The following is a 24615-nucleotide window of genomic DNA, read 5'->3' on the forward strand; positions in this document are numbered from 1 at the left end:
CTAGCGCTTGTTCAGCGCCGCCAGCAGCCGGTGTTCCGCGTCCTCACCCGGTTTGATGCCACGCGGGATCCGGAGGAGGAAGAACAGGCCCAGCACCCACCACAGGCCGAACAGGATCCACGGCGGGGGCGTGAGAGCAGCAGGCATCCCCGGCAGGTACAGGCTGAGAAGGGCAAGGCACAGGACTACCGCCGCGATCCCGATCGCCTGGCCACCGTTTCCCGCTCCGCCGATCCGGAGCGGCCGTTCCATCGACGGTTCCTTCCGGCGCAGGATCACAAAGACCACGGCGACCAGGATGTAGGCGATCACGATGCTGGGGGCGCCTGAGTCGACCAGCCAGACAAGCATCGCCTCTCCGAAGAAGGGAGCCAGGAAGGACAGGGCGCCGATGAACATCAGGGCGTTCGCCGGCGTGCGGTAGGTCGGGTGCAGCTTTCCAAACCAACCCGGCAGCATCCCCGAACGCGCCATGGAGTACATCAGCCGGGAGGCTCCCAGCAGCAGCGAGTTCCAGGAGGTCAGGATTCCGGCGATTCCACCGGCGATGAGCACTTTGGCCATCAGGTCACTCCCGAAAAGTGCGCCCATCGCATCCGCGGTGGCGATGTCTGCCTGCGCGATCTCCTCAGCAGGCATGGCGGACGACGTCGTCAGGATGGTCATGACGTACCAGATGGTCGCGAGTATTACGGCGATGACAACCAGCCGGCCGATCTGGCGGGCGGGAATCTTCACTTCCTCCGCCGATTGCGGAATCACGTCGAACCCGACGAAGAGGAACGGGACTACCACGAGGACAGCGAAGAAGCCCGCAGATCCGCCGGTGAAGAGTGGCTGCATGTTCTCCGTGGAGCCGCCCGTGAAGGTTCCGAGCACAAGGACAGCACCGATGATCAGCAGGAAGAGCACCACAAAGGTTTGTGCCACGCCGGCAAGCTTCACACCGCGGATGTTGATGAAGGTGATGACGACGGCGGCAAGCGCACCGACAAGCGCCCAGGTGAGGTGTACCTGGCTTCCCGCGATCTCCCACAGCGGGACCTGGTTCAGACCGGGAAAAAGATACAGCGCCGTGCGGGGAAGCGCCACAGCCTCGAACGCCACAATGGTGACGTAGCCGCCGGTGATCGCCCAGGATCCGATGAATGACCAGCGGGGACCCATGCCGCGCAGCAGGAAGTTGTGTTCCCCACCTGCTTTGGGCATGGCGGCGGTCAGTTCCGCGTAGGTGAGCCCTACGACGCCCATGATGACGCCGCCGGCCACCATGGCCAAGACCGCACCGAGGGTTCCGGCGGAACCGATCCAGCCGCCGGTGAGCACCACCCAGCCGAATCCGATCATCGCCCCGAACCCCAGCGCGAGGGCGTCCCAGTTACCCAAGACCTTCAAAAGTGAGGCGTCCTCTGAACGCTCGGCTGTCCTTCGCTCTGCCATGGGTGCCGCCCTTCTCGCTAGCCCGGGATGTAAGTCCCAAACGTCAGTGTGAGATGAGCTTAGTCCTCCCGGTACCGGACCGATACGGGTCTTCCGCGCTAGGAAATGTTCACACGTGCCGGCGGGTTGTGGCCGGGGCACACCCAGCCGACGCCGGCGGTGATCCGGCGCTGCAGGTCTGCGGTCGTGCGTGCAGCGAGCGGGTTGTCACTGTTCAGGGCGCCATAGAAGCGTTTGATTGTTCCGCCGCGCTCAACCCGGACGGCGTCGCCGGTGAACAGGACGTCGTCGAGTTGGAAAGCCATTTGCCCGGGGGTGTGGCCGGGAATGGGGAAGGTGCTGAGTCCCTCGAAAAGTTCGCGTTCGCCGTCGAGCTCGGTCACCGTCTCAGGCACTTCGACCTGAGCCAGGCGAAAGAGCGCCCGGCGCACGCGCGTGGGAGGTGAAACATCGCGCCGCAGGATGGCGGCGTCCGCCGCACCGAGCCATACGGCCGCGTCCAGTTCACGTTGAAGGCGACGGGCGATCTGCGCATGGTCGGCGTCGTAGTGGGTGAGCAGGATGTCGGTCACCTGCCCGACAACAGGTGCAGCATCGCGCAACTCACCAAGCAGGGCGTCATACCCGCCGGCCATACCTGGGTCCACGACGGCGGTGTGGCCTGGCGTGCGCACCAGGTAACCGTTGGCTCCCTTTGAACGCTGCAGCTGATAGCAGTTACCCGCAATGGTGCGCATGCTAGTCGTCCCCGCGGTTCTCTTCCTCCTGCTTCTGTCTTTCCTTCTCCTGCTTCTCGGCGAACTCCTGGGCTTCCTCGGCAGCTTCCTCCGAGGCCTCCTGCTGGCGTTCAGCTGGTGTTCCGCTGTCCTCAATATCACGGCGACGGTTGGGCGTGGTCGGCGGGACGGTATCGGCGGGTGCAGGTTCAGCAGAGGGTGCGGAAGGCGTGGCCGGTGTGGTTGGCGCAGGGGCCTCGGCTGGTTGGACCGAGTCGATGAAGGCATCGATGTTCTGCTGGATCCGTCCTGCCCGTCCCGAGGTCACGGCGCCGGAATCCTCCGCCTGCTGAACCTCGGTTTTGAGGGCCTCTGCCCGGTCCACCGCAAGTTCGAGGTTGCCCTCCTGGGTGACGACCGCCAGTTCCCTGACCTGCTGCTGGAGCGACTGCGCTGCACCCGGGTCAAGTGCTTCGGCACCTCCGCAACCTGCGAGTGCCGGAAACGCCAGCGCGAGGACAATCATGCATCGCTTCGACCTCATGGCTGCACACTTTCGTAGAGTTCGGACAGTCTCTCGCCCGGAATACCGGGCACGGACGGCAATGGCTCCGGGCCGGGAGCTTGATTGAACAGCCCTGTCAGTACTGTCCCCAGCACCACCAGAACCAAAACAACGACGACGGCGCCCGCCACCCACCAGCGCCGGTTCCGCTGCGCCGGCTTCCGGTTAGCCGGGGCTTGGTGGTGTTCGCTGGGCACCGGCCGCTGTGTTGACTGCTCGTTCACTCCAAGGACGAAGGCCCTGCGGGTGGGGTTGAATGCCTGCGTGGACGGTGAATCCTCGGCAGCACGCTCATCAGTAGCAGCACGCTCATCAGTAGCAACACGCCCATCAGGAGCAGCACGAACCTCAGTAGCAGCATGCGCATCAGCATGGAAAGCGTTCCGCTGAGTGGCCAGGATGGTCGCAACCTCTGCCGCTGTCGGCCGTTCACCGCCGGTTCCCGCCGTCATGCGTGAGATGAGGTCCCGCCACGCGGGATTCACCGCTGCCGGGATTTCGGGAGAGCGGTGCAGACGGGCAAGCGCTGTCTCAAGCCCGCGCCCCTCGAAGGCAGGTTCCCCGGTAAGGCATTCGAGCAGCACAAGGCCCAGGGCGTAAATGTCCGTGGAAGCGCCAACCGCCTCACCGCGGGCTTGTTCGGGGCTGAAGTATGCTGCGGTGCCGATGGTCTCACCGGTCGCAGTGAGCCGGTCGCTGTCCACCCTGCGGGCTATGCCGAAGTCAGTCAGGACGTACCCAAAGCGCCCGGAGGAAGGTTCGGCGTCGCGGGTCAGCACATTGGACGGTTTGACGTCGCGGTGCGTAATGCCCTTTGCGTGCACATACGCGAGAGCCCGCGCAACATCGTGGCCGATCGCCCACGTCTGTTCCACTCCGAGCGGCCCGTTGCGCAGGAGCCGGTGAAGGTCCGGTCCATCGACCAGATCCATGACCACCCAACCGGCAACCGGTGAGTAGCCGACGTCGTGAACCTTGACCAGTCCGGGATGGTCCAGGCCTGCCAGCAGCTGCGCCTCGGCGCGCTCGCGATCAGTGAGCCGTGCGTCCGGCTGGCCACGGAAAAGTTTGATGGCGATATCCCTGTCCAGCACCCGATCGTGGCCCCTGCGAACCTCGGCCATACCGCCGCTGCCAAGCAGGGCGCCAACCGTATAGCGGTCATCCAGCACTTCGCCTGCCGGGTCGCCGATGCGCCTCACAGCCCCGGCACGTTCGGAAGGCGTGGCCGGAGCGGGCATTCTGCCGGGCGGAGGTGGAAGCTGCATGTCAGGCACCTCCTCATTGTCCGCCGTCGTCGTCCTTCCATGAAAGCGCAGAGTAAGGAGGACCTCAAGGCTCTTGCCCGGGTTCTCACGACACTCTCATGTGGGGCGGCAGGAACGCGGAAGGTAAGCGGACAGAAGAAACGACAAGGAAGAGGAGGATACGCAGTGCGTATCCTCCTCTTCCTTGTCTATTTCAAAGACTATTTCTCTGACTACTCCTAGCCGAGCAGGCCGCCGATCCCGCCGCCGCCGCCGAGCTTGCCGAGAAGGTCCTGCGGATTGATGCCGAGCTTCTCGAGCATGCCGGAGTCACGCTCGGTGTCCACCTGGTCGGGCAGTTCCTGGTCAGCCTGCTGCGCCTTGTCCTGGTCGCCCTGGTTCTTCAGGAGGTCGATGATCTGCTGCTTGTCGATGTTCATGAGTGCTTCCTTATCTCTCTGGTGTTTCTGCCCAGTGGCGGGAATCTAACGGAACCGGGGAGCGTCCGGGTCATCCGGACGGTTCACCTGGTGGCTTCCGGAGGTGTCAGTGGTCCGGGTGTTTGCCTTGGCTTCCTGTGCCTTGCCCTTGAGCTGCTGGGAGGCCGACGGCGAGGACTGGGCTTCAGCCTTTACCCGCGGTGCTTCCTCCTCAGCCCGGTTGAGGTAGTGCTCCCAGCGCTGGGACATGGGCTTGATGAGCCCGCCGCCAACGCCGACCACAATCACGCCGACAATCGCGGCCAGTACGGCGATGAGAATGGGTGTGGTCACCGTGGTGGCTATCTCTACCTGGTTCAGCGCCGCGATGATGCCGATGCCGAGGATGAAGATGCTCGCGATATTCGCAAGGACCTTCCCGTAGGAGAGGCCGCCGAGAGTGCCCTGGATGAGGCTCTTGACTGCCGCTGCAATGGCGGCTGCGACGATGACGATGATGATCGCAACGATGATCTTCGGCAGGAACGCAATGATGCCTTCAAGCAGGTCGCTGACCGGGTTTGGCCCGAAGACTCCAAAAGCGAATTGGAGTACGAACAGCACCAGCGCGTAGTAGACAATCTTGGCGATAATGTCGCTGGCATCCAGTGACGACTTGGCGAGCGCCTTCTTGACGCCGCCGCGTTCTACGACACGGTCAAAGCCCACGCGTTCGAGCAGTTTGTCCAGCGCCTTGGAGATCGCTTTGGCTATCAGCAGCCCGACGATCAGGATGACGAGGAACAGCAACAGCTTTGGTACGAACTCGACCACTGTCGCGAGACCGTTTCTCAGTGTTTCTTCCATCGGAACCTCTTCTGTTTGGCTTCATGAAGCTGACAGATCGGCGGGACGGGCTGCCCCACCGGTGTACACGTTTCCAACAGTAGGCACACTCAGGCGAAATAGAAAGGTTGCTTAGTATTATTTTTTCGGGGAGGAATTTTTCGGGGAGGAGGGGAGGCCGATCAGGGGTGTCGAATGCCCGAACCCTGCAGAACCGCCCGGTAACCCTCCCGATACGTCGGGTACGTGAAGGTGAATCCGGTTGCGGAGAGCTGTGCATTCGTGCAGCGCTTGCCGCTGGTCGGGTGAGCGCTGCCCGCAGCATCATCGGGCGGAAGCGGCACATCCAGCTCCGCCGCAATGAACGTCTGCACCTCACCCAGCAGCGCCGGTTCATGGTCCGTGCCGAGGTAACTCCGGGCGGGTGTTTCAAGCCCGGCGAGGTGTGTGATGGCCGCCGCGGCGTCGTCGCGGTGGATCCGGTTGGTCCAGTGCGGAGCGCCGCCCGATTGCGTCTTGCCGTTCCGCACCTGGTCGATCAGCCGCGTGCGTCCCGGTCCGTAGATACCCGAAAGCCGCAGCAGCACCGACTGGGGTGCGCGCTCAGTGAGCAGTTCCTCAGTTTCCCGCAGTACCGCGCCAGTGGCGGTTGACGGCGAAGGCGGCGTGTTCTCATCGATCCAGCCGCCGTCGTCGTTCCCGTAGACAGCGGTCGAGGAGACGAAAACGATCCGTCGCGGCACGATCCCGTCGCGGGCGAGCGCGGCGAGCAGGTTGGCCGTGCCGTCATAGTAGGTAGCGCGGTAGGCGGCTTCGGTTCGCCCGTCCGCTGTCAGCGCGATCACCACGACGTCGGTGTCCGCAGGGATGGCCGGCAGCTCGCCTGTGAGGTCAACGGAGGTTCCCTCGATCTGCGGCGGCAGCTTGCCCGCGGACCGCCGCCATCCGACAACTCTCCGTCCTGCAGCCGCAAAATAGAGTCCTGCCTGCGTGCCGAGGTCGCCGCATCCGGCAATCAATACAGTCATCCACTGAGCTTCCCACACGGGCTGGACTGCCGGATGCGCGTGCCAGACTGGGTTCATGGCCACCCGGTTGCTCATCATCGCCGATACCCATGTGCCGAAGCGCGCCCGCCGCCTCCCGCCGGAGGTGTGGGAGGAGGCGGAGGCTGCCGACGTCGTCGTCCATGCCGGTGACTGGGTGAATGTGGAGCTGCTCGACGAACTGCAGCACCGTGCACGGCGCCTCATCGGCGTGTACGGGAACAACGACGGCGCCGATCTTCGCGGCCGCTTGCCCGAAATTGCCCGGACGGACATAGGGGGCATCCGGTTCGCAGTGATTCACGAAACCGGTGCTGCGACCGGCCGGGAGAAGCGCATGGACGCCGTGTTCAGCGACGTCGACGTGCTGGTCTTCGGCCACAGTCATATCCCGTGGGACACCACCACGCCGAACGGGATGCGGCTGCTTAATCCCGGCTCGCCGACGGACCGGCGGAGGCAGCCCAGCTGCACTTTCCTTACTGCCCAGGCCGACGACGGCGCCCTCACGGACGTGTGCCTGCGTTCCGTTCCAGCCCGGTCGCCCGGTCAGCGCTGACTGACTGTCCCTTTTGGTGAGTTCGCTTAGTTGGTAGGAATGAGGGAGGACATTCGCCAATGTGCAAGGAGTTCGCCGTGAACGATCCTGAGAATCACCCGCCGAAAGCTAAGCGCCTGGCAGCCGTCGCCGTCGTTGTTTGCCTTGCGCTGGCGGGCTGCACAGCCGCGGATGAACCGGCGCAGGACTCCGGGACGGCCGCTGAAACCACGGGCGAGACGGCGGGTGGGACGGCTGGGGAGAGCGATGACGGCGCCGGCTCTCCGGCGGCCACGGTGGCCGACATCCCGGGCATCATTGATGACGTTCAGCCATCCGTGGTGACCATTTTCCTCGAAAGCGGAGGACTGGGGAGCGGTGTGATCTACACCGAGGACGGGCTGATCCTCACCAATGAACACGTGGTGCGTGGCGCGGAGGAAGTGCAGGTTGCGTTTGCTGACGGGCAGCGAGTAACGGGCACCGTGGTCGCCACCGATGTTGTCACTGACCTGGCACTTGTGCAGGCTGACCGTACAGGGCTTCCGGCCGCCGAGTTCCAGCCGGAGCTGCCGGAGGTGGGCGAGCTGGCGATTGTCATCGGCAGTCCGCTGGGTTTTGAGAACACGGCAACCGCGGGAATCATCTCCGGATTGCACCGTGAAATTCCGGGTTCGGCGACCAACAGCCAGTCACTCGTGGACCTGGTGCAGACAGATGCGGCCATCAGCCCGGGTAATTCCGGTGGAGCGCTTGTCAACGGCCAGGGGCAGGTGGTGGGCATCAGCGAAGCCTATATCCCGCCGCAGGCCGGTGCGGTCTCATTGGGCTTCGCAATTCCGGCCGGCACAGCCGTCGAGGTGGTCGAGGAACTCCTGGAGGACGGTTCGGCGGAGCACGCCTTCCTGGGCCTGGCTCCGCGCACCATTACGCCGCAGATTGCCCAGCAGCTCGGTGTGAGTGTTGAAGAGGGAGTCGCGGTGCTGGCGGTGGAAGAAGGCGGCCCGGCCAGCGAAGCCGGAATCCAGGCGGGAGACATCATGGTGTCCCTCAATGGTGAGCCGCTCGCCAGCTCGGAACAGCTGCTGGCGGCGCTGCGGGCGTTGAATCCCGGAGAGGCGGTGACAGCGGAGCTGATGCGCGACGGCGACACCACGGAGACGGAAATTATCCTTGGCGAGCGGCCCGTCGAGAACGGCTGACGCTAGCGGGCGGTATCGCGCCGGCTGGTGGTCCGGTTCAGGGCGAAGGACAGCGCAAAGGCGAGGACGGCGGCGGCGAAGAGCACGAACTTCGCCGTTGTCAGGAAACTGGCAAAAGCCACTTCGGAGGCCGTGACCTCCACGGAGGCGAGGGTGGCTTCCAGCACGAAGTTCTCGGCGATGTGCACGGCGGCATAGAGCACGGCGATCGCGTAGAAGAGCCAGCGGAGAGGTGAGCGGCCGCTGAACCGCCGGACCAGCAGGATGATCAGCCCGGCGAACGCCACAGGAAAGAGCAGGAACCAGAGGTAGTGCACGCTCTGGTAGCGCTCGATCACCGCAGCGTCCAGGAGGTCACGCACTGACTGGACGTAGCCGGCGTCGTACCCGCCGACCATCATGTCGGGGAGCGGAATGCCGATGGCGCGCTGCACAGATTGCAACTGCAGCCAACCCAGCGCGAGCGACGCCACCGACACCACGCCGGCGGCGATGATCAGCCAGCCGGTGCGGCGCCGGGAAGGGGCGTCGTCGTGATCTGTTGCCTGTGCGTACCTGCGCTTGTCTGCTCTCATTTCGGCCATGTCTCCCATTTTCAGTTGATGAGTCTGTTGGCTGACCTCTCGATCCGGTTACTGCACCCCGGACCGCGGATCAGCTGTCCTCAACATCCACTTCGCTGGCAACGATGTAATTTTCACCGTCGTAGTCGGCGTAGGCGTCCTCTTCAAGGTCCAAGCCGGTGTCATCCTCGACGGTCGGCAGGTCGAAGGACTCCATGACGGTCCCGGTCACGGACACTGCGGCGCCCGGCTCAACCTCCACCCCATCTCCCTCGGCAACTACCAGAAGCGCCTCGACCGTGGTGTCATCCGTGCCGGCAATCGTGAACGAGGCGTCGGACACGATCTCGTTGACGTCGGCAGAGACGGTCACCTCTTCGCCCACGTAGCTCTGGTAGGCATCGTAGAACTCAGAATCGAGGGCGCCGTTGTAGGGCGCGGCTTCGCTGTCTTGCTCCACCACGTCTTCGACGTCGGCGCCCTCTTCCGAACCGGAGGTGCCGGTGCATCCCGTCAGGCCGAGCGCGGCCAGCGGGATGATGCCGGCGAGAGCCAGAGTTCGGGTCCGTGACATGTGCTTGCGCGTGTTCATATCGTTCTCCTTCTTCTGGTGGGGTGGCGGCGGCTGGCAACCGTAGCTGCCAGCGCCACCTTCGACACTAAGTACGCTTGCTAATGCATTCAACCGGTCTTGATCTGTTTGTGACCGCACGGTTCGAGGCGTGACCGGATGGTGCTCAGACAGAACTTTCGCTCGAACGGCGCGGGCGCGGGGAACGGGTACGACGGCGGAAGCTGAAGAGGTGGAGAACGTCACTACGGAGGCCGCGGTGATCGTTATTGCGGCGTTATCGGGTGAGCTACTTACAGGTCAGCTTCCTACCGGGTGAGCTTCTCGAGCGCTTTGCGTGCGCGCTCCATCTCGCGGGCTGACTCCTTCACCGCACGTTCAGCTTCCGTGCGCTCGCGGACCGCGTCGTCCGCGTCATCATCAATCACGTCGATGTCCTGTTCCAGGGCGCGGATCCGCTTTCTCAGTTCCTTTACCTGGGCTACGAGCGCTTCTCGGTCGCGGTCGAGTTGATCCACACGCTCACGTGCCCGCTTGAGTGCCGACTCGGCTTCCTCGGAACGGTCTTCGGCGTCTTCAAGGTCAGCGCGTGCACCGGCAACGCGGTCGTCCTCAGCCTCGGTTTTCGTGTCAGCCGCCCCGGTTCCAGTGCCTCCGCTCTGCAACGAGCCGTCGCTGTTGAACGAGCCGCCCGCATCGAAGGGGCCACCCACCGCTCCGGTGAGATCAACCGCTTCCCAGCCGCTTGCCTCCAGCGGCCGGGTCAGGCGGCCGGTAGCAACGGCGGCGGCAGCACCGGCGTCGGCCATTGCTGCCCGCAGGGTCTGCTCCACTTCGAGGGCAGCAGCTGAGCTTGCCGGATGCCCCAGTTCCTCAGCCAGGGCGACGCCGTCCCTGACCAGCGCAGCAATGAGTTGTTGACGCTGGGTTCCGAGTTTCTTCAACTCACTCCGGTCCAGCTGTGCCTGTGCCTCGCGCATCGCCGCCCCGAGTGTCAGCGCCTGTCGCAACTGGTCTTCGCGGTGGACGGCCATCATGTTCAGCAGCCAGGCCGAAGCCGACGGCTTGCGAAGCGCGCGGATTTCCTTGGCGAGGGCCAAGTCGTCAGTGGCTTTTGCGCGGGCGTTCCGGGCAGCAGTGAATTCATCCTGTGGCTGAGCGTAAAGCCCGGACGCGATGTCGGCGAGGTCAGTCACTGCGGAACGGCCTCCGTCTGGTTGGCTGTATGTGCTTCCGTTGAGTGTGCGGGACACACCCCTTTACACACACCATTGACGGCGTGTCCTGCAGATTCAACGCACCCAGGTCCTGCGCCGGTCAGACGGTCTTCAGCGACGTTGATGGTGCAGTGAGCCGTTGCCGTAGTTCGTCGCAGGCCGCTTCGTAGTCGGCCAGCAGGCACTCCGGAGGGTTCAGCTCGTCGAGCAGCGCAAAATACTCGTTGCATTTGACTTTCAGCTCCTCGGTGCTCAGCGAGGACGCATCGAATCGGACCAATGGAAGGTCCTCGGCTGGCAGGGCCAAAAAGTGAAGCTTGTGTTCCACGGGGGTCTCCACAGGAGTTGTCACTGCGCCCACTGCTCAAGCTGAGGTGATCGTAGCAACAATCAGGAAGCTCATCAATCGGTAGTCAAGGCAGCGGGGGTATCGACGGCCCCGGTTCCGGAATCGGCCGGTCGGGTGAGGGTCCGGGACCGGGCTCCGGTGGCACACCGGGATTGTCGGGTGCCGGACCAGGAAACGGATAAGGGGTCGGAGCGGGTTGCGGCTCGGGCGCAGGTTCCCCTGGAGGCCGGGGCTGAGACGGATCCGGATGCGGCTCATGGGGCGGTGGAATGGACATCCGAAGGTACCTTCTCTCCGTCAGCGGGGCGCTCACGAGTAACAGTACGCCGGAGACTGTGGGTGGGGAATAAGCGCCGGCCGGCCACGCTTGTTACTTCTGGTTGCGCACACTCCTGCGCGCCGTTCAGTAGCTTCAGGGGGACCTTTTCGTGTCGCAATCGACCAACAAACGCACTCAGGCCGACGGCGGCACTACCCAGATCGACGAGGTCAGCGAGATTTCTCCCCGCGATCGGCTGGTCATCTCCCTGCTCCTGGTGTCGGCCTTCGTTGTCATCCTCAACGAGACCATCATGGGGGTGGCGTTGCCGCGCCTCATGGATGACCTGGGGATTACTGCCTCGGCCGGACAATGGCTGACGACGGCGTTCATGCTCACCATGGCAGTGGTCATTCCCATCACGGGCTTCCTTATCCAGCGGTTCAATACGCGGCCGGTTTTCCTGGCGGCGATGACGCTGTTCAGTCTCGGCACCCTGGTGTCTGCCATGGCTCCGGGCTTCGAGATGCTGCTGGTCGGCCGCGTGATTCAGGCAGGCGGAACCGCGATCATGATGCCGCTGCTGATGACCACCGTGATGACTCTTGTGCCGCCGTCGTCGCGTGGCAAGACAATGGGCAACATCTCGATTGTCATTTCCGTGGCGCCTGCCATCGGTCCCACTATTTCCGGAGTCATCCTCAGTGTGTTGGACTGGCGCTGGATGTTCTGGCTGGTGCTTCCCATCGCTATCGGTTCGCTGGTGCTGGGAGGCATCCGCATCCAGAACGTGACTACGCCGCGCCGCACCCCGATCGACGTGCTCTCCGTCATCCTTTCCGCTTTCGCGTTCGGCGGGATCGTCTATGGGCTGAGCCAGTTTGGTGAGGCTGCAGGCGGATCAGGTATTCCGGGTTGGGTACCGCTCGCCGTCGGGTTTGTCGGGTTGGCGTGCTTCATCGCGCGCCAGCTGGTGCTGCAGCGCAGCGACCGGGCGCTGCTTGACCTGCGGACCTTCCGTTCGCGCACGTTCACCGTGTCGATCCTCGTGCTCGCCATCAGCATGATGGCGCTGTTCGGAACGATCATCCTGCTCCCCATCTACCTGCAGGACGTGCTCGGACTCGAACCAGCGGCTGCCGGCCTGATGCTGCTGCCCGGCGGGCTCGCCATGGGCCTTCTTGGTCCGGTGGTCGGACGCGTCTTCGACAAACACGGACCCCGCGTTCTGGTGGTTCCGGGCGCGCTGCTTGTCGCGTCGGCGTTCTGGGTGCTCACCCTGATCGATGCTTCCACTCCGATTCCGCTGGTGCTGGCCTGCCACGTGACTCTGAGCATCGGACTTGCCGGAATGTTCACGCCGTTGTTCACTTCGGCGCTCGGTTCAGTCCGGCCGCAGCTGTACTCACACGCAAGTGCCGTCGTCGGAACCATCCAGCAACTTGCAGGAGCCACCGGCATCGCGCTCTTCGTCTCAGTCATGACGCTGCAGACGGGTGCGCTCATGGCCGCCGGCACCGCCGAGGTGCCTGCTCTGGCAGGCGGAATCCGCATGGCCTTCCTGTGTGGAGCGATCATCTTCCTGTTCGCGGTGGTGGCCGCGCTCTTCGTCCGTAAGCCGGCGGCGCCGGCCGGCCCGCCGTCGTCGTCGTCGTCGCACGACGGCGAGGAGGCACCTGCCGCTCCGCTGGCACATTAGGCCCGCCTGCACATTAAACTCGACTGATGGTGCACTTCACTCCGCCGCCGGTCCTGACCACAGCGAGGCTGCGCCTCGAACCACTGGGGCCGGAGCACATAGAGGGAACCTGGACGGGGCTGGAGAACCCGGAGTCGATGCGCCTGACCGGAACCCACGCGGAGTTCACGCGGCCACAGGTCGAGTCGTGGCTCGCGGGGCTTGCAGCGACCGAAGGCCGGGCGGACTGGGCGATCATCCTCGTCTCGGATGGTTCCCACATCGGTGAAGTGGTGCTCAATGATTACGATGCAGAGAACTCATCGCTCGGGTTCCGGATTGCGCTCAATGCCGACTCCAGATTCGGCCAGGGTTATGGCACCGAGGCGACGCGCGCCGTCGTCAGGCATGCTTTTGATGTTATCGGAGTGCACCGCATCGGTCTCGAGGTGTACGCGTTCAATCCGCGGGCCCAACGGGCTTACGAGAAGTGCGGATTCCGGGTTGAGGGACGGCTGCGGGACGCGCTGCTGTGGAATGGCGAGCGGATTGATGCCGTGGTGATGGGGATGCTCGCCACTGATCCGCGGCCCTGAGATTGCGGGCCCGCGTGATCGCTGACACGTAACCTGTCCGGATGTCGAGCCGTGCGTTCTTTCTCTATACCAGTAGTAATGACATCGCTGCGTCGCGCCGGTTTTACAACGACCTTGTGGGGCTCGACCAGATTTGGGACGAGGTTGGCGACATCGCCTATCTGATCGAAGACGCCGTCCAGCTCTCTATCGGTCACGACCCGGACGCTGCGGTACACACTGAGTGGTCATTCCAGCCCGGGTGGGTTTTCGGGTTGGGCCTCGAACCGGCCCCCAGGCTTACAGTTGCGTCGTGGAGTATCCCGCTTTCGCCTGGATCGTTTTCGAGCGCTGTTGGCCGATTGCAGAAGGCTGGGATCGCTGCTCTCCGGCCGGAACCCTTCTGGGTGGGCTACTGGAGTTACGTGGTCAAAGGCCCCATGGGCCAGACCGTCGAACTCTCAGACCCGGTCAGCGCTGGTCCCTGAGTATTTCATGTTGCTGATGAACGAATCGATAACGGCGGGCCTATGACTCAACGAGGGAGCCATAAGTGAGGTTGGTACTGCATTCGGGATTCTCATCGCTCGCGGGTGGCAGGGGCGTGCCAAGGAGCCCGCTTGGTAGGAGGGCGCTCCGTCGGCGTCGAAGCTGAGAGTAGATCCTCGACTTCGTCCGCCAGTTCGGATACCGGCCTGCGACCATCGAGTTCAAGGCTTGATCTCGCGCGAAGCAGTGGTTCGACCGCCACGACGTTACGTCGTAGCTCCGCTTGATCTTCAGGAGATCTCCCGTAGGGGTTGTTGGTGCGGGCAGAGACTCGTTCGATCAGAACTTCAAGAGGTGCGGTGAGCAACACAATGTGCTCGAACCGGTCGTAGAAGCGACCCTGGTTCTCGACGGTGCCGGCTATCACCAGCGCTGAGTTTTCTGCAAGGAGGGCAGACATTCGAGATTCGTCCCACTTACCGTCGAGAAGAATCCAGCCGCCGTAGTCCGTATCAACCGTCCGGTGGCCGCGTAAGGCAAGCGCTTCGAGCAATGTTGACTTGCCTGCACCGGACATGCCAGTCAAGAGGATACGAGACATGGCGGTCAGTCTACGGCTCGGACTTCATCGGCAGCAGGCGCTGCTGAAGTGAAACCAGAGCTGCTCATTGAACAAATGAGCCAGATTCTCAGTCTCATTCGGCCTCGATCCGAAATTGTCGGTGGTGGGTGATTGACTGTTTTGTATGGGAATTGGGGTTGGTGAGTCGCTTGAGGACACCTTTTGGGTGAGTCTTGAGGATGGTTATGCTCAGGCGGATGCGACGTGGCCTGACGAACTGTTGGAGCAGGCCGTTTTTGGTGAGGCGTCGGACCTGGATGATTCCGGTGTTGACGATCATGCCCGCGCCCGTATAGAGGACGCATCCCCGGTCGGGTTGGTGTACCGGTTGGAGGAGGGAACGTCGCCGCACGCCCGCCAGGCGGCGTTGGGTGGGCAGGGCCGTGGTCTGGCTGAGACGTTGGATTTGTTGCGGGTGGCTGACCGGTTGGGGGCGTGGGTCGCTGCCCGGCAAGCCTCGCTGACTGCTGAGGTGTTCCATCAGGTCCACCGCTCGGAGATCCATGACACTGGGGTCCGTGCCGCTGAAATCCGCCGCACGGAAGCAGCTGCCGCCGAAGCCGCCGAAGCCGCCGAAGCTGGTGCTGGTGCTTCCGGGGCGCCGGGTGCTGATGTTCCTGGCCATGCTGCGGGTGTTGCCGCTCGTGCGGCGGTGGCGGGTCGGGTGGATGCCGGGTTTTCGTTTATGTTGGCGGTCCAAGAGATCGCACCGTTGTTGCGGGTGCCGGGGAAGACGGCGTCGCGGTTACTCGGTGATGCGTTACGGCTCACGGAGGATCTCCCGGCGACGTGGGAGGCCCTTGATGAGGGCCGGATCAGTGCCGTGCAGGCGCAGGTGCTTGTGGATGAGTCCGGGTGTATCCCGGCGGAGGCGGTTCCCGGGTTCGAGGAGACGGTGCTGGGAAGCGCTGCCGGGTTGACCCGTCCGAAGTTGACTCGGCGGTGTCGGCGGTTGCGGGAGGAACTGCACCCCGAATCGATCACTGTGCGTAAAGCTCGTGCGGCGAAGGATCGGGAGGTTCTGGTGCAGGCGGAACAGGACGGTATGGCCTGGTTAAACGCGTACCTGCCCGCGGAGCAGGCGCACGGTATTTTCAACCGGGTGGACGCCGCTGCCCGGTCGTTGCAGGGCCCGGACGAGGCGCGTACGTTGGCGCAGTTGCGTGCGGATGTGTTCGCTGACGTGCTGACCCACACCTGCACTGGGGACCCGAAACGGGGCACCGGCTTCCGTGGGATCGGAGCCACGGTGTTTGTCACCGTGCCGGTGATGACTCTCCTGGGCCACTCACGCACCGACTGGCAGAAGAAACCCGAAGACACCACAGCCGGTCCAGCCACAGCGGGCGGTCCAGCCACGGCAACCAGCACCGCCGCTGGATCCCTTGATGGCTCAACTGGCGGTCCGGGCAGCAACGCCGACGGCAAGGGAAGCGGAGCCACTTCCGGCGCTTTCGCCCCCGATGTGGAGGGCTCCGCTCGGCCGGACAAGGTTGGCGTCGCCGTCCCGGACGTTGCGGGTTGTGAGAGTGGCCTGTTGGATGGATATGGCCCGATTGATCCGGAAACGGCCCGCAACCTTGCCGGACACGCACCGAGTTTCACCCGGATCCTCGTTCACCCGGAGACGGGGGCGGTGCTCAGTGTCGGCAGGGACAGATACCGGCCGCCGAAGCATTTGCAGGACTGGGTGCGGATCACCAATCCGACGTGTCTTCATCCGGGGTGTAACCGGTCGTCGTGGTCCTGCGACATCGACCACATCACCCCGTGGGCACACGGCGGACAAACGTCGTTGGAAAACCTCGGGCCCCGGTGCGGGCTGCACCACATGCTCAAAACCGAAGGCATCTGGCCCGCCGGCACAGACGATGACGGGAATCACCACGTCACTTCGCCGGGCGGGAAAACCTACACCATCCCACCCGAACCACCACCACCCTTCTAAGGGAATGCGAGGCGGCAGGCTACTCGAGCGCGCGTGTTCGGGCGGCAGGCTACTCGAGCGCGCGCGCCCGGTCAGTCGCGGATCCGGACGGCGGTCTCCCTGAGATAGAGATCCACCCTGGTATATGCATCCCGGGTCAGTGCTTTCCACAACTCAAGAGCGAGCCGTTCGTCCTCCGACTCCAAAAGCGATATGGCGTCCGCAGTGAGGAGCTTGATGACAACATTCCCGGACGCCTTGACGGTGGTTTCCTGCCGGTCGTCACTGCCGAGCGCAAGTTCCCCGAAGGTCATCCCGGCACTGAGCGTGGTCAGTTTCACCCGATCGCCGGTGGGACCGACCACGCTCGTGGTGACCGCTCCGGACAGAATGAAAAACACGCCGCCGAACGACTGACCGATACGCCGGATGACAGCGCCGTCGTCGTAACTCCGATCTTCCATCCGGTCGGCGAGCTTCTGCACGTCCTCGGCGCTGAGCGGACCAAGAGCCGGACACTGGGAAATGTCGACTTTGCTCGGCAGATCGAGATCACTCCCGTACGTTCCAATCAGCCGGTTTTCACACCACTCAACCGCTGCGGTCCGGGTGTCAAACGTCGGCACCGCTCGGTCTACGTCGCGGAAAGCATGGGCGAGCGTCCCCTCCGCATCGATCAGCACCAGCTCCCGGCCCTCCTCGACCAGGTTCTCCCGGACCTCCGCAAGAAGCCGCAGCGAAACGTCAGCAACTTCATCGACGCGACGCAGATCCAGAATGATGAGCTCCACCTCGTCGGGGAGATTACTCAATTCGCGGACCATCGACTCCGTGCCGGCAAACAGCAGGTCACCATTCAGCTCAACAAGGCGGGCACGGTGCCCATGGTCGCGGATGAGATCCATCGCCTCATCGTCGCGGCGAATCCCAGATGGAGCCGCAGTGATGTCGTAGGTCGATCGAATAGCAGATTTGCCCACACGCGCTGCCCGGACAAAGTGAAGCTCCATGTCCTGCGAGAGCCGCTGGCTGGTTGCCATGCCACGCACACTGCTGCCGTGCTCGTCGAGCGGCGGAGAATAAACCGCCAGCCCCACCTGTCCCGGCAGGACAGAAATTGTTCCGCCGCCGACACCGCTCTTGGCAGGCATGCCGACAGTACTGATCCAGGAGCCGGCGTCGTCATACATTCCGCAGGTGGTCATGACGGACAGAACGCGCTCCACCGGCACGATGTCCATCACCTGCTTCTCCGTCATGGGGTTACGCCCGCTGTTGGCCAGCGTCGCCGCCATGAGTGAGAGATCCAGGCAGTTCACCAGCACGGAACACTGACGGAAGTAGTCCTCGATCACCGGTGTCGGATCATCTTCGATGATGTTGAAGGACCTCAGCAGGTACGCCAGGGCACGGTTGCGGTGACCATGCTCAAGCTCGGAGGCAAAAATTTCCTCGTCGATGGAAAGCTGCCTCCCCGCGAAGGCCGAATAGGTGTTGAGGATGCGCTTGATACGGGTGTTGCCGCCCGATCCCTTGACCAGCGAGGTAGCAGTCAGAGCTCCAGCATTGATCATCGCGTTTGCCGGACGTCCCGTGCCCTCGGCAAGTGATATCTCGTTGAAGGAATCCCCTGAAGGTTCCACATCGACCTTCGCGTCGACCACTTCCAGCCCCAGATCAGCCAGCGCCAAACCATAGGTGAAGGGTTTCGAGATCGACTGGATGCTGAACTCATCCCGTGTATCGCCTACCTCGTAGATGTACCCGTCCACAGTGGTTAGGCAGATCCCGAAGTTGTCCGGATTGACGTTGGCCATCGCCGGAATGGTGCTGTAAGGCTTGCCGTCCTTCAGGTCCGCAATCTCCCGGTGGATCCGTGCAAGATAGCCTTCAATCGGAGATTCCATAGCTGCAAGACTATGGTGCTGCGTCAGCGACGCCCAATGGTCACATAGGGACTAGCGCGTCTTCCCGCCGTCAATGATGAGTGAGAGCGCAATGCCGAACATCCATACGTCCTTCGCGACGGGTGTGCCCTCCTGGCTGGGACGAACTGCGTCGTCCTGGGTCATCCCCGGGGTGCGGAAGTACATTGCGAGCAGTCCGCCGGAGAACGCGGCGAGGCCCAGTCCCACGAGGCGGCTGGGAACGAACGGCACCAGGAGTGCGGCGCCGAGACCGATTTCGACGGCGGAGATCACCTTGCCGAATTTTTCCGGATCCAACTGCTTGACCTGAGGAAAAGCGTTGGCGGCCATACCCTGAAGATAGGCCGCGGTGTCCCTGTCGAGTTCCCGCTTGGTGATGCCGGAATTGAGGATGAATGCTCCCGTGCTGAGTCGCAGGGGAAGGTGGCTGAGATTCATCGGAACTCCTTTGAAGAAACTGGATTGACTGCCTTCGAGCCTACGTCCGGGCAGGACCTGCCGCCAGTGCTTTCACATTCAATAGTGATGGCTCCGTGATCCCAGCGTGACGTTTTCTTGACCTTCGCGTGCTTATGGTTGACGACGGTTCCCTTGCGAACAGCGGATGAAAGCTACGAAACTACGGTGAAGAAGGTCTTGATGTGTTGGAATTTCTAGGAGACAGGTTCAACCAGATCCTGTTCTCGGGATGGCAACACATGAGTCTTGTGGTTCAGTGCCTCATCCTGGCAACAGTATTGTCCGTGGTCATCGCCGCGCTGGTGTACCGCAGCGGTGCGCTCACTTCGCTGGCAAACAGCGTTTCCGCCATCGGACTCACTATCCCGTCATTCGCGCTGATCGGCCTGTTGATTGCGCCGTTCGGCTTCGGCGTGACGCCGGCCGTCATCGTCGTCACCTTCTTCGCCGCCCTGCCCATCCTGCGCAACGCGGTTGTGGGACTGACGGGCATCGACAAAGCCGTGATCGAATCCGCCCGCGGCATCGGGATGAGTCGGTTCCGGACCCTGGTTCAGGTGGAGTTGCCCATGGCCTGGCCGGTGATCCTTGCCGGCATCCGCGTGTCCGCCCAGATGGTGATGGGCATCGCTGCCATCACCGCATACGCGCTCGGGCCAGGGCTCGGCGGATTCATCTTCTCCGGCCTGTCCCGTCTCGGCGGCGCCAACTCGCTCGAGTCGGTCATCACCGGCGTCGTAGCCGTCATCATCCTTGCCCTCATCCTTGACCTTCTACTCGTCGGCCTCGGCCGCATCACAACCCCGCGAGGTATCCGTGTCTGAGACCATTCAAGAGCCCGACAACACTGCCGGCAAAGCAAATGCAGTTACCGGTGCAAGCATCCTGCTCGACAAGGTAACCAAGCGATACCCGGGGCAGGCCAAGGCTGCCGTCGACGGCCTCACCATGGAGATTCCGGCGGGCAAAATCGTCATGCTGGTTGGCCCATCGGGCTGCGGCAAGACCACCACCCTCAAAATGATCAACAGGCTCATCGAGCCGACAGAGGGCCGGATCGTCCTGGACGACGACGACGTCACTGACATCGACGGCGACGCACTCAGGCGGCGGATCGGCTATGTCATCCAGGCCGGCGGACTCTTCCCGCATATGACAGTTGCGACGAATATCGGGATTGTTCCGAAAATGCTCGGCTGGAGCAAGGAAAAGATCGCCGCCCGCGTCGACGAACTCCTCGAGCTGGTGTCCCTCGATCCTGCAACCTACCGCAACCGGTTCCCCAAAGAGCTGTCCGGCGGGCAGCAGCAGCGTGTGGGGGTGGCCCGCGCCCTCGCCGCCGACCCGCCGGTCCTCCTCATGGACGAGCCCTTCGGCGCCGTGGATCCCATCACCCGCCAACGGCTCCAGGACGAACTCCTGAACATCCAGGAAGAACTGCAGAAGACGATTGTCTGCGTCACCCACGACTTCGATGAGGCAGTGAAGCTCGGCGACTGGATCGCCATCTTCACCGAGGGAGCCCAGCTGGTCCAGTACGACACCCCCGAGCGGATCCTCGCCGACCCGGCTAACGATTTCGTCGAAAACTTCATCGGTTCAGGAGCCGGTTTGAAGCAGCTCACACTGACCCGGGTAAACGAAGTGGAACTGGCTGACGCCGTCGTCGCCACGATCGGCGATCTCGGCAGCGACGTCCTGTCGCGGCTGGATGAGGCCGGCCACAACCACGCTGTCGTGGTTGACGAACGACGCCGGCCCATCCAGTGGCTCACGCGCCGCCAGCTTTCGCGGCTGGAAACCGTGAGTGACGACGTCGATGCGAAGCTTCCGGTGGTCGGTGACCGTGCCACGCTCAATGACGCGCTGGACACCATGCTGGTCTCCAGCGCCGGAGCGGCACTGGTGACCGGGAGGCGGGATACGTTCCTCGGCGTCATCGACGTCGAGACGGTGATGGACGCCATTACCCGTGCACACAAGCACGCGATGACTGCACACTCGGATGGCCGGCCCGTCGGAATCAACACCGGGACATTGGAAACCGTGAGTGTTGCCGGCGTCATCCAGTGCGGCGTCATCCACAACGGGGGAGCGTCCCGTTGAGTAGCGCAACAGCACAGCCGGTGGCGCCGCAGGAACCCATATCGGAGGAAGCCGCCAACGTTCATTCCGAGGTGAAGCGCCCATCCTGGCGGCCGCTGATCCTGCAGCTTGCAGGCATCGCCGCAGTGTTTGTTGCGGTAGTCGTCTGGCTGCTGACAGCGGACCTGTCAGAAACCGAGCTGATCACCCTCGCCCCGTCAGCACTCTTCGGATACGCGATCGACCATCTGGCGCTGACTGCCGTGGCTGCAGTCATCACACTCCTGATCGCCATCCCGCTCGGCATCCTGCTCACACGTGCGCCGCTGAAGAAGTTCACGGGACCGGTCCTTGCCGTCGCCAACATCGGGCAGGCGGCGCCGGCCATCGGTCTCGTTGTGCTGCTGGCGATCGCCGTAGGCTTCGGCTTCACGGCAGCAGTGATCGCACTGGTGCTCTACGCGATCCTTCCGGTCCTGCGGAACACCATGGTGGGCATCTCGCAGGTGGACGCCCGACTGGTGGAAGCCGGTAAGGGGATGGGGATGAGCGCGGTGGCTGTGCTGTTCAAGGTAGAGCTCCCGTTGGCCGTACCGGTGATGCTCGCGGGCATCCGGACGGCGCTTGTACTGCTGGTCGGCAGCGCAGCGCTCGCAGCCTTCATCAATGGAGGAGGAATGGGCATCCTCATCGTCACCGGCGTAAACCTGAGCCTTACCAACGTGCTGATCGCCGGGTCGATCCTGGTGGCGCTGCTTGCACTTCTTGTCGACTGGATCGGGCGTGTTGTGGAACATGTCGCCCGTCCGAAGGGACTCTAGATGTTTGAATCTTCTTCACTCTCCGCCGCTGCGCGCAAGAGCGTGGCGACCGCCGTCGTGCTTTCTGCCGGGCTGCTGGCAACAGGGTGCGGTCTGCAACCGGCCACGTCCTACGTACCCGCGGCCGGACCGGGCAGTATTAGCGAAGTAGTTGACGGGGCTCCGCTCACTGTCACCTCCAAGAACTTCACCGAGCAGCTTATCCTCGGCAAAATCGGCGTTCTCGCCGCACAGGCCGCCGGCTTCGACGTCACGGACCTGACCAACGTGCCGGGGAGCCAGCCGGTCCGCGAACTTATGCTGTCCGGTCAAGCCGATGTCACGTGGGAGTACACCGGCACCGCGTGGCTGACGTATCTGGGCAAGGACGAAGGTATTCCCGACCAGCAGGAACAGTGGCAGGCCGTATATGAGGCGGACCTCGAGAACGGACTCACCTGGGGCGAGCCCGCGCCGTTGAACAACACCTACGCCATGGCTATCCGCTCCGAAGCAGTCGAGGACCTCGGCGGCATCAACACAATCTCGGAGATCGCTGAACTCCCTCCTGAAGAGCGCACCTTCTGCGTTGAGGCCGAGTTCAACTCCCGTCCGGACGGGCTCACGCCGATGCTTGCCCACTATGGGATGGCCCGCGGCACCCCGACCGGCGTGCCGGAGGACAACATCGACATCTACGACACCGGAGCCATCTACTCGGCCACCGATAACGGGGAGTGCAACTTCGGCGAGGTGTTCTCCACGGACGGCCGGATCGATGCTCTCGACCTGACCATCCTCGAAGACGACCTCGGCTTCTTCCCCGCGTACAACGCGGCTCCGGTCTACTACACGGAAACGCTTGAGGAGTATTCAGAGCTCGACAAGGTGTTTGCGCAGGTTGCTCCCACACTTACCGATGAAGCCCTACGGACCATGAATCTGCGCGTGGATGTTGAGGGTGAAGAGCCCGCCGACGTTGCCTTCGACTTCATGGTGGAGCAGGGTTTCATCACCGAGGCCGAGGGCCCGCTCGGCGAGGGTTAGACCGAAACCGCCAACCTGCCGGTCGCGCTCACGACCAGCCACGCCCACGCAAGTGATCCCGCGATGACCGCGGCGAACAGGACGAGCCAGACTGCGCTGGGGATTCCGGTTGAGCGGTACAAGAGGTAGGCGTCGGACTGTCCGCGGTCCCGCCGTCGTCGTGCATGGACTGAAACCACCTTGCCGAGGTCGCGGACCGAGCCGACCAGCAGCGCCACCCCGAGGGCAACGACAGCGTGGCCGCTGAATTCGACGGGCACGGCAACCACCAGCACGGTTGACACGGCCACCGATCCCAGCAGGATGAGAACGCCGCCGGCATTGCGGATGAACAGCAGTGAGAGCAGCAGCACCAACGCTCCCACCGAGAGCGCCGCAGGAGCCCACCCCTCGAATCCCGCCCAGACCAGTACAGCGCCGACGACGGCGGGAACCGGGTACCCCCAAAAGGTTGCCCACGATGTGCGCCAGCCAGGACGGCCGAGCGATGTGGTGAGTCCGGAATGGTCGAGATTGAGCCGGATTCCGGTCACGCGGCTTCCGGTCATCAGGGCAGCGAACGCATGGCCCAGTTCATGCACCACAGTGCTGAAGAGTCCGAAGTAGCGCCACGTCGCTTTGGGAATGGAGAGGGCCGCGGCGGCCAGCAGGATGATCAGGAGTTCGGTCAGCGTCAGCTCCGGCGGCTGACTCCTGCTGAAGCCTGCGACGATCCGATCCCACCACTGCACCAAGAATTCCACCTGCGTGATGCTACGTGACGGCACTGGGAGACCGATTCCGTCCTGCGCCGCGACGAAAAGTGCAGGTTTGGACGGGCTGATCCGCGTGTCCTCCCCGCCACACCGTGATTCGCGGGCGTCGAGCGTTGAGACCTGCGAGTTTTCGCACGGCGCCGCACACACCCGGCTAACCCTTGACACCTTCCAGCTGAACCGGTTAAGTAGGTGTTACTGAACCGGTTCAGTGAGGAACATCACCAGGAGGCACCATGGCGGTAACCATCAGCGATGTCGCCCGTGCCGCAGGAGTGAGCAAGGGTGCAGTGTCCTATGCGCTCAATGGCCAGGCCGGTGTGAGCGAGGAAACCCGGCAGCGGATCCTCGGAGCTGCGAAAGAGCTGGGGTGGCGTCCAAGTCTGCGCGCCAGGTCGCTGTCCTCGTCCAAGGCCTACGCGCTGGGCCTGGTTGTCGCCCGCAACCCCCGTTTGCTGGGCACCGACCCGTTCTTTCCGTCCTTCATCGCCGGCATCGAGACCACCCTGGCTGATCGCGGGTACTCGCTCGTTCTCACGGTCGCCGCGAAGCAGGGGGCGGAGGAAGCGAGTTACCGCCGCCTGGTCCACGAGGGCAGGGTCGACGGCGTCATCCTCAGTGACGTTCGTACGGATGACCCACGGATCGCGTTGCTGCTCGAGCTGGGACTGCCGGCCGTCACGCTCAACCGCCCAACGGCCGCATCGCCTTTCCCCGCGGTCTGCATGGATGACACAGAGGGAATCAGCAGTGCCGTCCAGCATCTGGTGGACCTCGGTCACACACGGATTGCCCATGTCGGTGGGGCCCAGCACTATATCCACGGGCTCAGCAGGAGAAGGGCCTGGGCCAACACGCTTGAGCGCAATGGGCTGGAACCCGACCTCTTCATCGAGGCAGATTTTGGTGCGCAGCAGGGAACCGAAGCGACCGCCCGGCTCCTGCAGCTGGACCGGAAGCCCACCGCAATCGTGTACGCAAACGACATCATGGCAACGGCCGGGCTGTCCTACCTGCACCAGCAGGGACTACGGGTGCCGGCCGATGTCTCGATCACCGGATACGACAACACCGAATATGCGCAGTACCTCAACCCGGCGCTCACCAGCATCGGCAGTGATCCGCTGCTGTGGGGCAGTACCGCTGCACAGGTGCTGCTCAACCAGCTGGAGGGGAAACACGACGGACAGGACATCATCCTTCCCGAACCCCAGCTCATCGTCCGCGGTTCCACAGCGGAACCGCCCGCCTGAAACCAACATCACAACCGAA

Annotated in this window: 26 protein-coding genes; 11 read left to right on the forward strand and 15 right to left on the reverse strand. The window is 63.4% G+C overall.

Annotation, left to right across the window (positions count from 1 at the left end; all coding sequences use genetic code 11):
- The 7 genes from JOD47_RS12535 to JOD47_RS12565 form a co-directional block, all read right to left on the reverse strand.
- A complete protein-coding gene (locus JOD47_RS12535) occupies nucleotides 1-1440 on the reverse strand; it encodes an APC family permease (RefSeq protein WP_204534721.1) in 1440 nt (479 codons plus the stop codon).
- A gap of 98 nt (nucleotides 1441-1538) precedes the next feature.
- Nucleotides 1539-2177, reverse strand: a complete 639-nt coding sequence (locus JOD47_RS12540; protein ID WP_204534723.1) for an MBL fold metallo-hydrolase — start codon at nucleotides 2175-2177, stop codon at nucleotides 1539-1541.
- 1 nt (nucleotide 2178) lies between these two features.
- Nucleotides 2179-2700, reverse strand: coding sequence for a hypothetical protein (locus tag JOD47_RS12545; RefSeq protein ID WP_204534725.1), 522 nt, complete (start codon nucleotides 2698-2700; stop codon nucleotides 2179-2181).
- Nucleotides 2697-3989 carry a serine/threonine-protein kinase gene (locus JOD47_RS12550; RefSeq protein ID WP_204534726.1) on the reverse strand — a complete coding sequence of 431 codons (1293 nt, stop codon included), beginning with the start codon at nucleotides 3987-3989 and terminating at the stop codon, nucleotides 2697-2699. Before JOD47_RS12550 ends, JOD47_RS12545 begins: the two co-directional genes overlap by 4 nt.
- Nucleotides 3990-4207: 218 nt before the next feature.
- A complete protein-coding gene (locus JOD47_RS12555) occupies nucleotides 4208-4408 on the reverse strand; it encodes a hypothetical protein (protein WP_204534727.1) in 201 nt (66 codons plus the stop codon).
- A 45-nt stretch (nucleotides 4409-4453) separates the two neighbouring features.
- Nucleotides 4454-5254 (reverse strand): mechanosensitive ion channel family protein, encoded by an 801-nt coding sequence (locus JOD47_RS12560; RefSeq protein ID WP_204534728.1) that lies wholly within the window; start codon nucleotides 5252-5254, stop codon nucleotides 4454-4456.
- Nucleotides 5255-5415: 161 nt separating this feature from the next.
- A complete protein-coding gene (locus JOD47_RS12565; RefSeq protein ID WP_204534729.1) occupies nucleotides 5416-6261 on the reverse strand; it encodes an SDR family oxidoreductase in 846 nt (281 codons plus the stop codon).
- Between the two features lie 55 nt (nucleotides 6262-6316).
- On the opposite strand from JOD47_RS12565, the gene JOD47_RS12570 reads away from it, so the two are divergent.
- On the forward strand, nucleotides 6317-6838 hold the full coding sequence (locus JOD47_RS12570) for a metallophosphoesterase family protein (protein ID WP_204534730.1): 522 nt from the start codon (nucleotides 6317-6319) through the stop codon (nucleotides 6836-6838).
- Between the two features lie 77 nt (nucleotides 6839-6915).
- The gene (locus tag JOD47_RS12575; protein WP_307836275.1) at nucleotides 6916-8019 is read left to right on the forward strand and encodes a S1C family serine protease; all 1104 of its coding nucleotides are present in this window, start codon (nucleotides 6916-6918) and stop codon (nucleotides 8017-8019) included.
- Between the two features lie 2 nt (nucleotides 8020-8021).
- Here JOD47_RS12575 and JOD47_RS12580 read toward each other — a convergent pair whose 3' ends face one another.
- The 4 genes from JOD47_RS12580 to JOD47_RS12595 form a co-directional block, all read right to left on the reverse strand.
- The gene (locus JOD47_RS12580; protein ID WP_204534733.1) at nucleotides 8022-8603 is read right to left on the reverse strand and encodes a hypothetical protein; all 582 of its coding nucleotides are present in this window, start codon (nucleotides 8601-8603) and stop codon (nucleotides 8022-8024) included.
- A 70-nt stretch (nucleotides 8604-8673) separates the two neighbouring features.
- Nucleotides 8674-9174, reverse strand: coding sequence for a hypothetical protein (locus JOD47_RS12585; RefSeq protein ID WP_204534734.1), 501 nt, complete (start codon nucleotides 9172-9174; stop codon nucleotides 8674-8676).
- Between the two features lie 287 nt (nucleotides 9175-9461).
- Entirely contained in the window at nucleotides 9462-10349 is an 888-nt protein-coding gene (locus tag JOD47_RS12590) for a transposase (protein ID WP_204534735.1), read from the reverse strand.
- Nucleotides 10350-10470: 121 nt separating this feature from the next.
- On the reverse strand, nucleotides 10471-10698 hold the full coding sequence (locus JOD47_RS12595) for a hypothetical protein (RefSeq protein WP_204534736.1): 228 nt from the start codon (nucleotides 10696-10698) through the stop codon (nucleotides 10471-10473).
- A gap of 500 nt (nucleotides 10699-11198) precedes the next feature.
- On the opposite strand from JOD47_RS12595, the gene JOD47_RS12600 reads away from it, so the two are divergent.
- From JOD47_RS12600 to JOD47_RS12610, 3 genes are read left to right on the forward strand one after another with little or no spacing between them, the layout of a single operon-like run.
- Complete coding sequence (locus JOD47_RS12600) at nucleotides 11199-12677, forward strand: MDR family MFS transporter (RefSeq protein ID WP_307836403.1); 1479 nt, start codon at nucleotides 11199-11201, stop codon at nucleotides 12675-12677.
- A gap of 26 nt (nucleotides 12678-12703) precedes the next feature.
- On the forward strand, nucleotides 12704-13252 hold the full coding sequence (locus JOD47_RS12605; RefSeq protein WP_204534737.1) for a GNAT family N-acetyltransferase: 549 nt from the start codon (nucleotides 12704-12706) through the stop codon (nucleotides 13250-13252).
- 41 nt (nucleotides 13253-13293) lie between these two features.
- On the forward strand, nucleotides 13294-13719 hold the full coding sequence (locus JOD47_RS12610) for a VOC family protein (RefSeq protein ID WP_204534738.1): 426 nt from the start codon (nucleotides 13294-13296) through the stop codon (nucleotides 13717-13719).
- Between the two features lie 92 nt (nucleotides 13720-13811).
- On the opposite strand, the gene JOD47_RS12615 is transcribed toward JOD47_RS12610, so the two are convergent.
- Entirely contained in the window at nucleotides 13812-14321 is a 510-nt protein-coding gene (locus JOD47_RS12615) for an ATP-binding protein (protein ID WP_204534739.1), read from the reverse strand.
- Between the two features lie 145 nt (nucleotides 14322-14466).
- On the opposite strand from JOD47_RS12615, the gene JOD47_RS12620 reads away from it, so the two are divergent.
- Nucleotides 14467-16290 carry an HNH endonuclease signature motif containing protein gene (locus tag JOD47_RS12620; protein ID WP_204534741.1) on the forward strand — a complete coding sequence of 608 codons (1824 nt, stop codon included), beginning with the start codon at nucleotides 14467-14469 and terminating at the stop codon, nucleotides 16288-16290.
- 71 nt (nucleotides 16291-16361) lie between these two features.
- Here the strand turns inward: JOD47_RS12620 and glsA are convergent, their stop codons facing one another.
- Nucleotides 16362-18176: a glutaminase A gene (glsA, locus tag JOD47_RS12625; protein ID WP_204534743.1), complete on the reverse strand. Its 1815-nt coding sequence runs from the start codon at nucleotides 18174-18176 to the stop codon at nucleotides 16362-16364.
- 51 nt (nucleotides 18177-18227) lie between these two features.
- Nucleotides 18228-18635 carry a DoxX family membrane protein gene (locus tag JOD47_RS12630; protein ID WP_204534745.1) on the reverse strand — a complete coding sequence of 136 codons (408 nt, stop codon included), beginning with the start codon at nucleotides 18633-18635 and terminating at the stop codon, nucleotides 18228-18230.
- 260 nt (nucleotides 18636-18895) lie between these two features.
- On the opposite strand from JOD47_RS12630, the gene JOD47_RS12635 reads away from it, so the two are divergent.
- From JOD47_RS12635 to JOD47_RS12650, 4 genes are read left to right on the forward strand one after another with little or no spacing between them, the layout of a single operon-like run.
- The gene (locus JOD47_RS12635; protein WP_239548097.1) at nucleotides 18896-19480 is read left to right on the forward strand and encodes an ABC transporter permease; all 585 of its coding nucleotides are present in this window, start codon (nucleotides 18896-18898) and stop codon (nucleotides 19478-19480) included.
- The gene (locus JOD47_RS12640) at nucleotides 19473-20762 is read left to right on the forward strand and encodes an ATP-binding cassette domain-containing protein (RefSeq protein ID WP_204534749.1); all 1290 of its coding nucleotides are present in this window, start codon (nucleotides 19473-19475) and stop codon (nucleotides 20760-20762) included. The genes JOD47_RS12635 and JOD47_RS12640 overlap by 8 nt, the downstream gene beginning before the upstream one ends.
- Before the next feature lie 38 nt (nucleotides 20763-20800).
- Nucleotides 20801-21562 carry an ABC transporter permease gene (locus tag JOD47_RS12645; RefSeq protein WP_372432847.1) on the forward strand — a complete coding sequence of 254 codons (762 nt, stop codon included), beginning with the start codon at nucleotides 20801-20803 and terminating at the stop codon, nucleotides 21560-21562.
- The gene (locus JOD47_RS12650; protein WP_204534751.1) at nucleotides 21563-22588 is read left to right on the forward strand and encodes a glycine betaine ABC transporter substrate-binding protein; all 1026 of its coding nucleotides are present in this window, start codon (nucleotides 21563-21565) and stop codon (nucleotides 22586-22588) included.
- Here the strand turns inward: JOD47_RS12650 and JOD47_RS12655 are convergent.
- Nucleotides 22585-23331 carry a M50 family metallopeptidase gene (locus tag JOD47_RS12655; RefSeq protein ID WP_204534753.1) on the reverse strand — a complete coding sequence of 249 codons (747 nt, stop codon included), beginning with the start codon at nucleotides 23329-23331 and terminating at the stop codon, nucleotides 22585-22587. The two genes, JOD47_RS12650 and JOD47_RS12655, sit on opposite strands and share 4 nt — an antisense overlap.
- A gap of 248 nt (nucleotides 23332-23579) precedes the next feature.
- Between JOD47_RS12655 and JOD47_RS12660 the strand changes: the two genes are divergently transcribed.
- Nucleotides 23580-24596, forward strand: a complete 1017-nt coding sequence (locus JOD47_RS12660; protein ID WP_204534755.1) for a LacI family DNA-binding transcriptional regulator — start codon at nucleotides 23580-23582, stop codon at nucleotides 24594-24596.
- Nucleotides 24597-24615: the final 19 nt, after the last annotated feature.

Source organism: Arthrobacter tumbae (assembly GCF_016907495.1).
In the GTDB taxonomy this organism is placed as follows: Bacteria; Actinomycetota; Actinomycetes; order Actinomycetales; family Micrococcaceae; genus Arthrobacter_D; species Arthrobacter_D tumbae.

What these genes read in the sequence shown, in the direction of transcription:
- JOD47_RS12535 (WP_204534721.1), bottom strand. Translation starts at nt 1,440, where the DNA reads ATGGCAGAGCGAAGGACAGCCGAGCGTTCAGAGGACGCCTCACTTTTG.
- JOD47_RS12540 (WP_204534723.1), bottom strand. Translation starts at nt 2,177, where the DNA reads ATGCGCACCATTGCGGGTAACTGCTATCAGCTGCAGCGTTCAAAGGGA.
- JOD47_RS12545 (WP_204534725.1), bottom strand. Translation starts at nt 2,700, where the DNA reads ATGAGGTCGAAGCGATGCATGATTGTCCTCGCGCTGGCGTTTCCGGCA.
- JOD47_RS12550 (WP_204534726.1), bottom strand. Translation starts at nt 3,989, where the DNA reads ATGCAGCTTCCACCTCCGCCCGGCAGAATGCCCGCTCCGGCCACGCCT.
- JOD47_RS12555 (WP_204534727.1), bottom strand. Translation starts at nt 4,408, where the DNA reads ATGAACATCGACAAGCAGCAGATCATCGACCTCCTGAAGAACCAGGGC.
- JOD47_RS12560 (WP_204534728.1), bottom strand. Translation starts at nt 5,254, where the DNA reads ATGGAAGAAACACTGAGAAACGGTCTCGCGACAGTGGTCGAGTTCGTA.
- JOD47_RS12565 (WP_204534729.1), bottom strand. Translation starts at nt 6,261, where the DNA reads ATGACTGTATTGATTGCCGGATGCGGCGACCTCGGCACGCAGGCAGGA.
- JOD47_RS12570 (WP_204534730.1), top strand. Translation starts at nt 6,317, where the DNA reads ATGGCCACCCGGTTGCTCATCATCGCCGATACCCATGTGCCGAAGCGC.
- JOD47_RS12580 (WP_204534733.1), bottom strand. Translation starts at nt 8,603, where the DNA reads ATGGCCGAAATGAGAGCAGACAAGCGCAGGTACGCACAGGCAACAGAT.
- JOD47_RS12585 (WP_204534734.1), bottom strand. Translation starts at nt 9,174, where the DNA reads ATGAACACGCGCAAGCACATGTCACGGACCCGAACTCTGGCTCTCGCC.
- JOD47_RS12605 (WP_204534737.1), top strand. Translation starts at nt 12,704, where the DNA reads ATGGTGCACTTCACTCCGCCGCCGGTCCTGACCACAGCGAGGCTGCGC.
- JOD47_RS12610 (WP_204534738.1), top strand. Translation starts at nt 13,294, where the DNA reads ATGTCGAGCCGTGCGTTCTTTCTCTATACCAGTAGTAATGACATCGCT.
- JOD47_RS12615 (WP_204534739.1), bottom strand. Translation starts at nt 14,321, where the DNA reads ATGTCTCGTATCCTCTTGACTGGCATGTCCGGTGCAGGCAAGTCAACA.
- JOD47_RS12620 (WP_204534741.1), top strand. Translation starts at nt 14,467, where the DNA reads ATGGGAATTGGGGTTGGTGAGTCGCTTGAGGACACCTTTTGGGTGAGT.
- glsA (WP_204534743.1), bottom strand. Translation starts at nt 18,176, where the DNA reads ATGGAATCTCCGATTGAAGGCTATCTTGCACGGATCCACCGGGAGATT.
- JOD47_RS12630 (WP_204534745.1), bottom strand. Translation starts at nt 18,635, where the DNA reads ATGAATCTCAGCCACCTTCCCCTGCGACTCAGCACGGGAGCATTCATC.
- JOD47_RS12635 (WP_239548097.1), top strand. Translation starts at nt 18,896, where the DNA reads ATGAGTCTTGTGGTTCAGTGCCTCATCCTGGCAACAGTATTGTCCGTG.
- JOD47_RS12650 (WP_204534751.1), top strand. Translation starts at nt 21,563, where the DNA reads ATGTTTGAATCTTCTTCACTCTCCGCCGCTGCGCGCAAGAGCGTGGCG.
- JOD47_RS12660 (WP_204534755.1), top strand. Translation starts at nt 23,580, where the DNA reads ATGGCGGTAACCATCAGCGATGTCGCCCGTGCCGCAGGAGTGAGCAAG.